Genomic DNA, 13,248 nt, shown 5'->3' with positions numbered 1-13,248 from the left:
TACCCTTGCTTTGGCGGTTTATTTCCCCTGCACCATGGTGAGCGAGATCTTCTTGCGGTCGCGATCGACCTTTTCGACCCACACCTTGACCGTGTCGCCGACGTGCACCACGTCGCTTGGGTGCTTGACGAAGCGGTTGGCCAGTTTGGAGATGTGCACGAGGCCGTCCTGGTGCACGCCCACGTCGACGAAGGCGCCAAAGTCGACGACGTTGCGCACCGTGCCCTTGAGTTCCATGCCGGGCTCCAGGTCGTCGATCGAAAGCGCCGAGCGGCTAAAGACCACCTCGGGCGCGTCGTCGCGCGGGTCGCGACCGGGCTTCTTGAGCTCGTTGACGATGTCGATGAGCGTGAGGGTGCCGCAGTCCAGGTCGCTTGCCAGCGCCGAGATGCTGCCCAGGCGGCGCTCGATATCGGGCACGCCGCCGCGGCTGAGCTCGCTTGCCGCAACGCCGGCGCGCTCCAGGACGGCCGTGGCCACCTCGTAGCTTTCGGGGTGGACGCTTGTCGCGTCGAGCGGGTTCTTGCCGCCGCTGATGCGCAGGAAACCTGCGGCGTTGAGGTACGCCTTGGGTCCCAGCTTGGGGACCTTCTTGAGCTGGCGGCGATCGGTAAAGGCGCCGTTTTCCTCGCGGTAGGCCACGATGTTTTTGGCTACGCTCGGCGTAATGCCCGACACGTAGCCCAGCAGGCTTGCGCTCGCGGTGTTGACGTCGACGCCCACACGGTTGACGACGTCTTCCACCACGTGGCCCAAGGTGCGCGAAAGCTCGGCCTGGTCAAGGTCGTGCTGGTACTGGCCAACGCCGATGGACTGGGGCGGAATCTTGACGAGCTCTGCCAGCGGGTCTTGCAGACGGCGGCCCAGGCTCATGGCGCCACGTACGGTGACATCCAGATCGGGATACTCCTGGCTCGCGAGCTCGGAGGCGGAGTACACCGACGCGCCCGCCTCGTTGACGATGGTGTAGCGAAGGCTGGGCGCCTGCTCGGCAATAAACTCCGAGACGACTTCCTCGGTCTCGCGGCTGGCGGTGCCGTTGCCGATGACGATGGTGTTGACGCTGTCCTTCTTGACGAGGCGGGCGAGCTCGCGCTTGGTGCCGGCGACGTCGTGGCGCGGCTTGGTGGGGTAGACCACGCCGTGGTCGAGCAGCTTGCCGGTCTCGTCCATGACGGCGACCTTGCAGCCGGTGCGGTAGCCCGGATCGAGCGCGAGTACGCGGGCGCCGCGCACGGGGCGCGCCGAGAGCAGGCCTTCGAGATTCTTGGCAAAGACGTTGATGGCCTCGGTCTGGGCGCGAACGGTGAGTTTGGCGCGGGCCTCGCGCTCCAGCGAGGGGGCCATGAGGCGCTTGTAACCGTCAGCGATGGCGGCATTAAAGACGGGAGCAAACACGCCCTGGCGACGGGGCCAGCGGCTGCCGAGGCGTGCCGTAGCGGCAGCGCCGTCGACGTTCACGCGCACGCGGAGCTTGCCCTCACGCTCACCGCGGTCGATAGCCAGCACGCGGTGGTTGGGTATACGGCGCAACGGCTCGTCAAAGTTGTAGTAGGGCTCGTAGGGGGTCTTCTCGGCGGGGTCGGTGGCCTCGACGACGATGTCGGCGGTGTTTTGCGTAAAGGCGCGCAGGTCGGCGACGTTCTCGGGATCTTCGGCCACCGTCTCGGCCACGATGTCGGCGGCGCCGGCGAGCGCCTTCTCGGGCGTGTCGAAGCCGGCCTCCTCGTTGACGTAGTCCGCGGCGGCGTCGAGCGCGCTGCCCTTGGCCGAGGCCTGCATGATGATCATGTTGGCGAGCGGCTCCAGGCCGGCCTCGCGTGCCTTCTGCGCGCGGGTCATGCGCTTTTTGCGGTAGGGCTTGTAGAGGTCCTCGACACGCTGGAGCTGTGTGGCCTCGCGAATCTGTTGCTCGAGCTCGGGCGTGAGTTTGCCCTGGGCGCCGATGAGCAGAATGACGTCCTCTTTGCGCTGCTCAAGATTACGCAGGTAGGACAGGCGCTCGTCGAGCGCGCGCAGGGCGACATCGTCCATGCCGCCCGTGGCTTCCTTGCGGTAGCGCGAGATAAAGGGAATGGTGTTTCCCTCGTCGATGAGCTTGACGGCCGCCTCGACGTTGGCGGCCTTAAGGTTGAGCTCGCGCGCGAGCTGGGCGATAAGATCCATGAAACTCCTTGCGTTTAAGGTGCGTTTGCAGCACAGAGCTACCAAGGATACCACCTGCCACTTCGCTCAAAAAAGACTGTTTTGGCGCGGAACCACGAAAGCGGCCTATCTACTACGTTTGAACCGTGTGGGTCGACCATCCCCCGGTTTTCCGAAAATGCGCAAGCCGTTTACCTGCGGTTTTTATTTCGCGAAATTCGGTATGGATGAGGGTGATTGGTTAAACGTAGTAGATAGGCACATTTCGTGGCGAACGAATCAAGCTAAGGTGCAAAAAGTCCCCCGTCCCAGAAAAATCATTGGCAACGTAGCAAAATGCCCCGCGGGCAGGAGGCTGCTCGCGGGGCAAAGAAGAGGGGCTTATTTGTGGCGGACCGAGGGGCCCGGCATGGGGTTTCTGCCGCGGCCTGTCCTAAGGTGCTACAGCTCGACGAGCTGGCCGGTCTCGGCGGCCTCCTTGATGGCGTTGAGAAGCGTGAGCGTCTTGACGTTATCGGCGGGGGTCACGACGGGCTCGACCTCACGGCGGACAACCTTCACAAAGTGCTTGAGCTGCATCTTGTGCGGCAGCACCGGGTCCACGGCCGGAATCTCCATCTGCAGCGGCTTGTGCCAGTTGGAGGCGCCGTCGTAGGAGAACTGGTGCAGGCGGGGCAGCGAAAGGGCGCCCAAGGTTCCGCCGATAAAGTAGGCGTCGGCGTCGAAGGGACGGTACTGCGGGTCCTCGCGAGCGGTGGCCTCCCAATTCCAGGGGCTGGCGGTGGCATCGGAAATGGTCATGCTCGCGAGCGCGCCGTCGGCAAAGCGGACGTTGACCACGGCGGAGTCCTCGGTCTCAAAACCGCGGGCGGCGCTGGACTGCATGCCCTGGACGGCGACGGGCTCGCCCAGCAGGTAGCGGAGCAGGTCGACGTCGTGCACCAGGTTGACCAGGATCGGGCCGGCACCCTTCTTGCGGCGCCACTCGACATCGAAGTACTCGTCGTTCTTATAGATCATGTAGTGGAAACTCGACACGGTGAGCTTGCCCAACTCGCCGGACTCGATGATCTCCTTGGCCTTGTTCACAAACGGGTTGTGGCGACGGTGCTGACCCACGAGCACGGGCACGCCGGCGGTCTCGGCCTCGGCGGCGAAGGCCTGGGCATCCTCGAGATCGTTGGAGATTGGCTTTTCGACCAGCGGCACGATGTTGCGCTTGATGGCCTCGCGGGCAACGCCCAGGTGCAGGTCGTTGGGGGTGGCGATGATGACGGCCTCGGGCTTGACCTCGTCCATCATCTGGGCGGGATCGGTAAAGAACGGCACGCCGGCGGCCTCGGCCGTGGCGCGGGCGCCCTCAAAGGCGTCGGCGATGGCGACGAGTTCGGCCTCGGGCTCCTCGGTGACAAAGCGGATGTGGTTGCGGCCCATGGCGCCGGCGCCGATAACGGCAATGCGGGCGGGGTTGAGCTCAGACATTTCGACTCCTTAATGCTGGTGGCTTGGAATGTGACAAAGGGACAGCCCCTTTGTCACATCGGTATAACTAGGCGGACTTCTTCTTGCTGTCGGAGACCATCATGTAGACGGTGAGTACGACGGCGATGGCGGCAATCACGATGGCGCCGTAGAAGGACTGCTGGTAGGCGGCGCTGCCGGCCTCGGCGTGATACAGCACAGCGGTGATGGGCTGGCTGATCCAGGTGGAAGCGGCATAGCCCAAGAACATGATGCCGTAGTTGACGCCTATGTTGCTGGTACCAAAGGCGCCACCGGTGAGCGGCGGGTAGATGACGAGCAGGGCGCCAAAGCTAAAGCCGAGCAGGGCGAGCGCAACAAAGAACATGCTCTGCGTAAAGCTCATCGACATGATGACGAGCGCGACGATGGTGACGACAAGGCTGATGAGCAGCGACTTGTAGGCGCCGAGCTTGTCGATGATCTGGCCGAAGGACAGGCGGCCGACCAGGTTGGCGCAGGTGTTGACGGAGACGACCACACCGCCGAGGGCGACGGCCGCAGCGCTCGTGGGGTCGGCGAAGAGCTGGACGGCGGCGATGGAGGCAACCTTGCCCACGAGCAGGGTGCCCGCGGTGGCGGCAAAGGCGAAGGTGACGATGAGGACCCAGAAGCGCGGGGTCTTGACCATCTCGCCCGGGGTGAGGTCGCCGAAGGTGCCGGCGTGCGCGCCGCCCTTGGGGGCCTCGAAGCCCTCGGGCAGCCAACCGGCCTCGGGGGCCTTCAGGAACAGGGCGGAGGCGGCGATCATCACAAAGAAGATGACGCCGAGTGCCTTAAGGGCGCCAAAGATGCCCAGGCTCGGGATGAGCAGCGAGGCGAGCACCGGGGACAGCACGGCGGGACCGGCGGTCGAAGCGGCCAGGGTGATGCCGGAGGCGAGGCCCTTCTTGTCGATGAACCACTTTTGGCCGGTGGTGAGTGCCGGGTTGTAGCCCAGGCCGTTGCCGATGGCGGCGACGAGCGAGAACCACAGGTAGAACTGCCACGGCTCGGTGACGGTGCCGGACATGAACCAGCCCACGCCGTAGCACACGGCGGCAGCGATCACGACGTTGCGCGGGCCGATCTTATCGGAGATGCGGCCGGCGAAGATGCCCGTCACGGCCATGATGGTCTGAAAGACCGGGAAGGCCCAGGTAAGAGCGCTGGACCACTCGGGATAGACGGCGAGCAGGTTCTTGCTCACAACGGAATACAGCGCGATGGAGCTGATGAAGAACATGGTGACGCACGCGGCGGAAAGCACGACGGCGCGACCCTTGTTGGAGTTGGTGGAAGCCATTGGACTCTTTCTAATCGATGCGGGGAGGAGCGGGCGTCACCGCGAGCCTCCCTGTTGGGCTGGCTTACTGGTCAGTCGGCTTTGCGACGCCGGACTCATCGGACCAAAGCTCGACACCCTTGTTCTTGAGGTAGTTGTCGGCAAAGGCTCGGCGACCGCCGGGCTTGGCGGTGAGGTCGCCCATCATATTGGAGAAGCCGCCATCGACCTTGATGGCGTCGCCGGTGGTAAAGTCCGAGCGCTTGGACGCCAGGAACATGACGGCGTTGGCGATATCGCTGACCTCGCCGATGCGGCGCGTGGCGATGAGGCGGCTGCGGCTCTTCTCGACCTCGGGGTCGGCGTAAAAGCTCGCCGACATGGGGGTCTTGACAAAGCAGGGCTCGACGCAGTTGGAGCGCACGCCGTAAGGGCCCCACTCGGCGGCGAGCATCTTGGACATCATGTTGACGCCCGCCTTGGTGGAGCTGTACACGCCCGAGAACGTCTCGGGGGAGTGGCTAGCGACGGTTGAGATGTGCACCAGGCGGCCCTGGCCGGCCTTGATCATCTCGCGACCAAAGCGCTGCGAGGTGATGAAGTAGCCGGTGAGGTTGACGTTGAGCACCTGCTCCCAGTCGCTCAGCGGCAGGTCCTCCATGGCGGCGAAGCGCAGGATGCCGGCGGTGTTGACGAGAACGTCGACGCGGCCGAACTCGGCGATGGTGGCGTCGACGGCGGCCTGAACCTCGGCCTCGTCGGTGGCGTTCATCTTGTAGCCCTCGGCGTGGATGCCAAACTCGGCGGCGAGGTCGGCGGCTGCGGCCTTGACCTTCTCCTCGTCCAGGTCGAGCAGGACGACATTGGCGCCGTTGCGGGCGAACTCGCGGCAAATCTCGGCGCCCATACCGCCGAGCGCGCCAGTCACGGCGCAGACATCGCCCTCGAGCTTAAGCCAATTGCTCATAGGAACTTCCCTTCTTGTGCCTCCCTGTGGGTCGCTCCCATTAACCGACCCACGTGGTTTTCGCTGGTTATCGTATGCTTAGCGTTCGCGCAGGTGAATTGCATATTTGTTAGAATGGCGTTAACCGTAGGTTTACACTGTGCATTGAGGTTTGTTCGCAATTGAGCGTGTGACCTGCGAAAACGACCCCCTGCGGCGCTGTGGGCCCGCGCGTGCGAAAACGGGAGATTGACGTGTACGATCGACGACTTGACGCTATTTCGGCCGCCGCGGAGCTGGGAAGTTTCTCGCGTGCCGCGGCAAAGCTGCGCGTGTCGACCCCGGCGCTCGTCAAACAGGTGTCGGGGTTCGAGGCCGAGTTTGGCATCACGTTGTTCGAGCGCTCGCACTCGGGCGTCAAGGTGACGCCGGCGGGCGCGCTGTTGGTGGACGACGCGCGCTCGATTATGCGCCAATCCGAGGATGCGTTGCGCCGCGCCCGGCGAGCGGCGGGCGATGGCGGTGCGGTGCGCCTGGGCGTATCGATGATGTGCCCGGGGCGCCACACGCTCGCGCTGTGGCCGCAGGTGCACGACATGGAGCCGCGCTTGCGTTTTGAGATTGTGCCGGTGGGGGACCTTTACGATGAGCGCGAGACCGTCATGCGAGGTCTGGGGCGCGAGGTGGATGTGGTGCAGTCGAGTTTTTCGACCCCGCGCTGGGGTGATGCCTGCCAAAAGCTCCGCATTGTCAACGTGCCGTTTTATATCGACCTGCCGCGCACGAGCCCGCTGGCACGCAAGAACCGTATTTCGATCGCCGACTTGGAGGGTATGCGTCTGCGCGTACTGCGCCACGGCAACGACGCCATGGACAGCCTGCGCATTGACCTTTTGGCCGACGGCGGCGTGGACGTGATCGACGTGGATAGCTTCGACTTTGCGCTCTTTAACGAAGCCGAGGAAAAGGGCGACGCGGTGCTCACCTGCGGCGCATGGTCGGGTGTGCACCCGGCCTTTGTGGGCGTGCCGTTCCTATGCGGCCGCGAGGTGCCGGTCTTCTTGCACTACCCGCTCGAGCCCACCCTCCAAGTACAAAAATTCGTCAACGCCATGGCCCAACTCCTCAACTAGCTCATTTGGCGCGGGTAGTCTTTTTGGGACGGGGCTTTTTTAGCTACTTTCGCCGCCCTGCCTGCGCACCCTCAAAGTAGTCAAAAAGCCCCGTCCCAAAAAGACTAACAAAACGAGGCCCTGGCCAAACGGCCAGGGCCTCACTAACTTTTATTCCGTTCTAAACGACGGGCTGACTGCGCGCAGGAGGGCGCCCCGGGGACGGGCGGGGTATTTCCTCCGCGCGCAGTTTCGCAGCGCAGCGAGAATGTTTGAGCGCGGAGGAAATACCCCGCCCGTCCCCGGGGAACCCTCCGTCAGTAACCGTTCCTACTCCAGCTCAAACGCACCCGTGTACAGCTGGTAGTAATACCCGCGCTTGGCGATCAGCTCGTCGTGGTTGCCGCGCTCGATGATGCGGCCGTGGTCCAGGCAGATGATCGCGTCGGAGTTGCGCACGGTGGACAGGCGGTGCGCGATGACAAACGTCGTGCGGCCCTCCATGAGTTTATCCATGCCCGCCTGCACGATAGCCTCGGTGCGGGTGTCGATGGAGCTCGTTGCCTCGTCCAGAATCATTGCCGGCGGATCGGCGACGGCAGCGCGGGCGATCGAGATCAGCTGGCGCTGGCCCTGCGACAGCTGGGCGCCGTTGCCGGTGAGCATGGTGTCATAGCCGTCGGGCAGGCGGGTGATAAAGTCGTCCGCGCCCGCGAGCTTGGCCGCCGCGATGCACTCCTCGTCGGTCGCATCCAGGTTGCCGTAGCGGATGTTATCCATCACGGTGCCGGTGAACAGGTTCACGTCCTGCAGCACGACGCCCAGGCTTCGGCGCAGGTCGGCCTTGCGGATCTTGTTGACGTTGATGCCGTCGTAGCGGATCTTGCCGTCGGCGATGTCGTAGAAGCGGTTGATGAGGTTGGTGATGGTCGTCTTGCCGGCACCGGTGGCGCCGACAAACGCGACCTTCTGGCCCGGCTTGGCAAACACGGACACGCCGTGCAGCACCTCGTGGTCGGGCGTGTAGCCAAAGTCGACGTTGTCCATGACCAGGTCGCCGCGCAGCGGTACGTACTCGATCTCGCCGGTTGCGCGGTGCGGATGTTTCCACGCCCACATGCCGGTGTGGTGGTCCGCCTCCTCGAACTCCCAAGTCTCGGGGTTCACCTGCGCGTTGACGAGTGTCACGTAGCCTTCGTCGGCCTCGGGCTTCTCGTCGATGAGCTCAAAGATGCGGTCGGCGCCGGCGAGGCCCATGACCACGGCGTTGATCTGCTGTGAGATCTGGCCGATCTGTCCGCAGAACTGCTTGGTCATGTTGAGGAACGGCACCACGACGGCGATGGACAGCGCCATGCCCGAGATGCTCAGGTTGGGCACGCCCAGCGCCAGGAAAATGCCGCCCGCCAGTGCGACCAGCACGTAGAGCAGGTTGCCCAGGTTCATAAGGATGGGCATGAGGATGTTGGCGTACATGTTGGCCTTCTGCGAGACCTCGAAGAGCTTTTCGTTGCGCTCGTCAAAATCGGCCTCGGCGGCAGACTCGTGGCAGAACGCCTTGACGACCTTCTGGCCGTTCATGACCTCCTCGATATGGCCCTCGACCACGCCGAGCTCGGTCTGCTGCGCAATGAAGAAGCGCGCGGAGTTGGAGCCGAGCAGCTTGGTCATAAAGGTCATAAAGGCGACGCCGGCGATGATGACCAGGCACATCCACACGCTGTAGTACAGCATGATAAAGAACACCGTGACGATGATGATGATCGTCATGAGCAGGTTGGGCAGCGACTGACTGATCATCTGGCGCAGCGTATCGATGTCGTTGGTGTAGTGGCTCATGATATCGCCGCGCTGGTGCGTGTCGAAGTAGCGGATCGGCAGGTCCTGCATGCGGTTGAACATCATCTCGCGCAGCTTCTCGAGCGAGCCCTGCGTGACGATAGCCATGGCGCGGTTCCAGAAGAGTGAGGACAGGACACCGACGCCGTAGATGCAGGCGAGGGTGGTCACGAGCTGCAGAATCTTGGGCTGTGCGGCTTCCCAATCGCCCGACTGCCACGATTCGCTAATAATCTGCAGGGCGCTCTGCAGGAAGGTCGCGCCGATGGAGTTGATGATGGCGCAGAGCACCACGCCGGCGACGACAAGGGGCAAAAGCACGGGATAGAAGCCAAAGAGCGTCTTGATGAGGCGCGACATGGTGCCGCCCTTACGGTTGAGCGCGCGCTCGGCGGTCGTTGCCTTACTCATGTGCCTCGCCTCCTTCCTGGGTCTGAGCTTGCGTTGCGGTCATGTCGGTGTTGTCTGCCGCCGTGTTCGCGTCGCCAGAGACGTCGTCGGCGTCTTGCGTACCTTCGGCAGACATCTTGTTTTGCGAGGTAAAGGTCTCGCGGTAGATTTCGCTCGTCTTAAGCAGCTCGTCATGGTTGCCGATCTGCGCGATTCGGCCGCCCTCCATGACGATGATGCGGTCTGCGTCCTGTACGGAGCTGATGCGCTGGGCGATGATGAGCTTGGTCGTGTTGGGCAGATAGCTTGCCAACCCTGCGCGGATCTTGGCGTCGGTCTTGGTGTCGACGGCGCTGGTGGAGTCGTCCAGGATCAAGATCTTGGGGCGACGCAGCAGGGCGCGTGCAATGCACAGGCGCTGCTTCTGACCGCCCGAAACATTAGAGCCGCCCTGTTCGATCCAGGTGTCGTAGCCCTTGGGGAAGCCGTCGACAAACTCATCGGCGCGGGCCAGATGTGCCGCCTCGCGGACTTCCTCGTCGGTGGCGTTCGGGTCGCCCCAACGCAGATTCTCGGCGATGGTGCCGCTAAACAGCACGTTTTTCTGCAGCACCATGGCGACCTGGTGGCGCAGTGCGTCCAGGTCGTAGTCGCGCACGTCCATGCCGCCCACGCGCACGGTGCCTTCGGTGGCGTCGTACAGGCGGGCGATGAGGTTGACGAGCGTGGACTTGGCCGAGCCGGTGCCGCCGATGATGCCGATGGTCTCGCCGCTCGTAATGTGCAGGTCGATATCGTCGAGCGCCTGGCGTTTCGCATGCGCGGAATACTTAAAGCTCACGTGGTCAAAGTCGATGGAACCGTCGGCAACCTCGAGCACGGGCTCGGCGGGATTGGCGATCGTGGGCTCGGCGGCCAGCACCTCGGCAATGCGGTGTGCCGATTCGTCGGCCATGGTCACCATGACAAAGATCATCGACAGCTGCATCAGGCTCATGAGAATCTGGAAACCATAGGTAAAGGTCGAGGAGAGCTGGCCCACGTCGAACAGCGTGCCCTGGCTCGTGATGATGAGCTTGGAGCCCAGGTAGATGATGACGACAAACGCGCCGTTGACGCAGATGTTCATCATGGGGTTGTTAAAGGCGAGCAGCTTCTCGGCGCGGGTGAAGTCCATCTGGACATCGCGCGCGGCGGCCGCGAACTTCTCCTTCTCAAAGTCTTCGCGTACGTAGCTCTTAACCACGCGCATGCCGGTGACGTTTTCCTCGACGGACTCGTTAAGGGCATCGTACTTGTGGAACACGCGCGAGAAGATGGGGCGCACCTTAAAGATGATAAAGAACAGTCCAAAGCCCAGCAGCGGAATGATGACCAGGTAGACCATGGCGACGCTGCCGCCCATGATAAACGCCATGGTAAAGGCGAAGACCAATACCAGCGGCGCGCGCACGGCGATACGGATGATCATCATAAAGGCCTGCTGAACGTTGTTGATGTCGGTGGTCAGGCGCGTGACGAGCGATGAGCTCGAGAACTCATCGATGTTGGCAAAGCTGAACGTCTGGATCTTGTAGAACAGGTCGTGACGCAGGTTCTTGGCGAAGCCGCAGCTCGCATGGCTGCAGGTGACGCCTGCCGCGGCGCCAAAAGCAAGCGATGTCAGCGCGATGAGCACCAAAAGGCCCGCGGTGGGAAGCATCTCGGCTACGGTGGCGCCGTCTTTGATGGCGTCGATCAGGTTGGCGGTGATAAATGGAATCAGCATCTCGCAGAGCACCTCGCCAAGCACGAGCAGCGGCGTGGCAACGGTGACTTTCATATAGCCGCGGATGCTTCCCATGAGGGTTTTAATCATCCAGTTTCTCCCAGGTTACACGGATTTTCTCGAGCATTTCGGCGAGCTGCTCGCGCTCGTCGTGGGTGAGGGCACTAAAGGCTTGCTCTCTAAAGCGAATGCGGGCCGCCTGGTCGATGCGGGCGTTTTCCCGGCCGGTTTCGGTCAGGCGAATGGTGAGCTGCCGTCGATCCTTGGGGTTACGGCTGCGCTCGATGAGGCCGTTGAGCTCGAGCTTGGACAGGATCTCGGAAAGCGACCCCGGCTTGAGGTCAAAGTGCATGCCGAGTTCCTGCTGCGACATCTCGCCGCCGGGTTGCTTGGCCAGCAGGCAGATGATGGGCGCCTTGCCGGACACGCCTCCGCCATGAAAATGCATGTAATGGCCGCAAAAGCCCAGGCCGCTCAGGATGCGCTTGGCGAGTTTGTCTTCGGCGCTGACCGCTTCGGGTATGTCTACCGGTTGCGACGGGTCACCGCCGGGCTCATGCGGAAGGACGAGTGGTTCAACACACATATCTAAGCTTCGCTCCTTTCTTTAGTTAGGTAGTTGAATTGTTTTGTGCCTAACCAATTTAGGAGCACGGTAAATAAATGTCAAGGTACCAAACTTATTATGTTCGAGCGGCACTTAGGGACGTTCCTTATGTGCCGGCATTTGGGGACACTCCTTGTGTCGACTAGTCATTTAAGAACGTCCCCAACGACTAACTTCCTCCTTCCCGTAACCTTTCCGCAACAATTCGTCCTCTGCGGTGCCAGCGCCCGTTCACAACGTCCCCTGCGCTACACTTAGTCGCACTGTGGCGCTGCCGCGCCGCGCCCGAAACAAGGGAGACCCTCATGAAGAATACTCAGCTGCTGCTGATTAACGATATGTGCGGCTACGGCAAGGTCGCGCTTTCCGCCATGCTGCCGGTGCTGTCGCACATGGGTTACCGTATCCACAATCTGCCGACGGCACTTGTGTCCGACACGCTCAACTACCCCAAGTTCTACATCCACGACACCACCGAGTACGTGCGTCAAAGCCTCGCTATCTGGGAGGAGCTCGGCTTTGAGTTCGACGCCATCTCGACCGGCTTTATCGTGACCGAGGAAGAGACGCGCATCATCTCGGACTTTTGCCACCGCCGTGCGCAAAAGGGCACCAAGGTGTTCGTCGATCCCATCATGGGTGACAACGGCAAGCTCTATGCCGGCGTGCCCGAGTCCACGATTGGCCTCATGCGGCACCTGCTGGAGTGCGCAGACTACGCGGTGCCCAACTACACCGAGGCCTGTCTGCTCGCCGATACGCCTATTGCAGAGCAGATCACGCCCGATGAGGCCCGCGCCCTTGTGGACGCCGTGCGCGAGTTGGGTGCCAAGTCGGTGGTCATTACGAGCGCCGTGGTCAATGGCACGAACGCGGTTATCGGTTACGACCATGTAGCGGGGGAGTACTTCACGATTCCCTTTGAGCTCATTCCGGTCTATTTCCCGGGTACGGGCGACACGTTCTCGGCAGTGCTCGTCGGCCGCGTTATGGCAGGTTGGAGTCTGCAGCGCGCGACGTCCGATGCCATGCGCGTGGTGGCCGAGCTTATCGAGCGCAATGCCGATCAAGAGGACAAGTCGGCCGGCCTGCCCATCGAGGCCTGCTTGGACGTGATCGACCATGAGTAATGCTGGCGAGGGCGGCGTCAAGCCTGCGGGCGAGAACAAGCCGCTCGGCGCGCCGCGTGGCAAGCGTCCGCGTATCCGCGTGAGCTGCGTGGACCAGCTAGGTGCGTGCCGCTGCCACCATGGTCACAAGCCGGGCGACGTTTTTGACTTCGACCGAGACCGCGGCAAGATGTGCGCCATGGCCTGCCATGTGGGCTTTCCCTATATCGATATCCTGCGCTATGGCGGAACCGTGCCTGGCAACGAGCCTGGTACGGCAAAGTTCTGCTGCCCCGAGGTCGATACCCTCAACGTCTGGCTTGCCGAGATCGTCGACGAGTAGTTGAGCGTGGATTATCTCCCGCCGAGAAAATGAGCGTGGATTTTCTCCCGTTTAGAGCGCACTTGAACGCTCAAAGTGGGAGAAAAACCACGCTCGATTTGTATATGGGAATTCCGACTTCGCTTATGCCTATGCTTAGGCGTTGTCGTCGTTGTGCTGTGCGCGAGTAAGGTCAAATTTCTACATTTCATCCGATTTATGGCT

General features: G+C 62.3%; 10 protein-coding genes. 3 read left to right on the top strand and 7 right to left on the bottom strand.

The genetic code is table 11. From position 1 onward, the window contains the following. Positions 1-18 precede the first annotated feature (18 nt). From DW171_RS00935 to DW171_RS00920, 4 genes are all read right to left on the bottom strand, one after another. Positions 19-2,166 (bottom strand): Tex family protein, encoded by a 2,148-nt coding sequence (locus DW171_RS00935; protein WP_118270177.1) that lies wholly within the window; start codon positions 2,164-2,166, stop codon positions 19-21. A gap of 420 nt (positions 2,167-2,586) precedes the next feature. Next, positions 2,587-3,627, bottom strand: coding sequence for a Gfo/Idh/MocA family protein (locus DW171_RS00930; protein WP_118270176.1), 1,041 nt, complete (start codon positions 3,625-3,627; stop codon positions 2,587-2,589). Between the two features lie 67 nt (positions 3,628-3,694). Continuing rightward, positions 3,695-4,951, bottom strand: a complete 1,257-nt coding sequence (locus DW171_RS00925; RefSeq protein ID WP_117840335.1) for an MFS transporter — start codon at positions 4,949-4,951, stop codon at positions 3,695-3,697. A gap of 64 nt (positions 4,952-5,015) precedes the next feature. Then, entirely contained in the window at positions 5,016-5,897 is an 882-nt protein-coding gene (locus tag DW171_RS00920) for an SDR family NAD(P)-dependent oxidoreductase (RefSeq protein ID WP_117635565.1), read from the bottom strand. A gap of 233 nt (positions 5,898-6,130) precedes the next feature. Between DW171_RS00920 and DW171_RS00915 the strand changes: the two genes are divergently transcribed. Then, positions 6,131-7,009: a LysR family transcriptional regulator gene (locus DW171_RS00915; protein ID WP_233503035.1), complete on the top strand. Its 879-nt coding sequence runs from the start codon at positions 6,131-6,133 to the stop codon at positions 7,007-7,009. Between the two features lie 309 nt (positions 7,010-7,318). Here the strand turns inward: DW171_RS00915 and DW171_RS00910 are convergent, their stop codons facing one another. From DW171_RS00910 to DW171_RS00900, 3 genes are read right to left on the bottom strand one after another with little or no spacing between them, the layout of a single operon-like run. Further along, on the bottom strand, positions 7,319-9,238 hold the full coding sequence (locus tag DW171_RS00910) for an ABC transporter ATP-binding protein (protein ID WP_117716362.1): 1,920 nt from the start codon (positions 9,236-9,238) through the stop codon (positions 7,319-7,321). Then, positions 9,231-11,075 (bottom strand): ABC transporter ATP-binding protein, encoded by a 1,845-nt coding sequence (locus tag DW171_RS00905; protein ID WP_233539061.1) that lies wholly within the window; start codon positions 11,073-11,075, stop codon positions 9,231-9,233. Before DW171_RS00905 ends, DW171_RS00910 begins: the two co-directional genes overlap by 8 nt. Continuing rightward, positions 11,068-11,571 carry a MarR family winged helix-turn-helix transcriptional regulator gene (locus tag DW171_RS00900; RefSeq protein ID WP_118270175.1) on the bottom strand — a complete coding sequence of 168 codons (504 nt, stop codon included), beginning with the start codon at positions 11,569-11,571 and terminating at the stop codon, positions 11,068-11,070. The genes DW171_RS00905 and DW171_RS00900 overlap by 8 nt, the downstream gene beginning before the upstream one ends. A 326-nt stretch (positions 11,572-11,897) precedes the next feature. Between DW171_RS00900 and DW171_RS00895 the strand changes: the two genes are divergently transcribed. Together DW171_RS00895 and DW171_RS00890 are read left to right on the top strand one after the other, a co-directional pair. Then, a complete protein-coding gene (locus tag DW171_RS00895) occupies positions 11,898-12,722 on the top strand; it encodes a PfkB family carbohydrate kinase (protein ID WP_117797594.1) in 825 nt (274 codons plus the stop codon). Then, entirely contained in the window at positions 12,715-13,044 is a 330-nt protein-coding gene (locus DW171_RS00890) for a TIGR04076 family protein (protein WP_192934641.1), read from the top strand. The genes DW171_RS00895 and DW171_RS00890 overlap by 8 nt, the downstream gene beginning before the upstream one ends. The last annotated feature ends 204 nt before the right edge of the window (positions 13,045-13,248 follow it).

Origin of the sequence: Collinsella sp. AM15-2 (assembly GCF_003471985.1) — a bacterium.
Lineage (GTDB): Bacteria > Actinomycetota > Coriobacteriia > Coriobacteriales > Coriobacteriaceae > Collinsella.
This window is presented reverse-complemented; position numbering and strand designations above follow the sequence as displayed.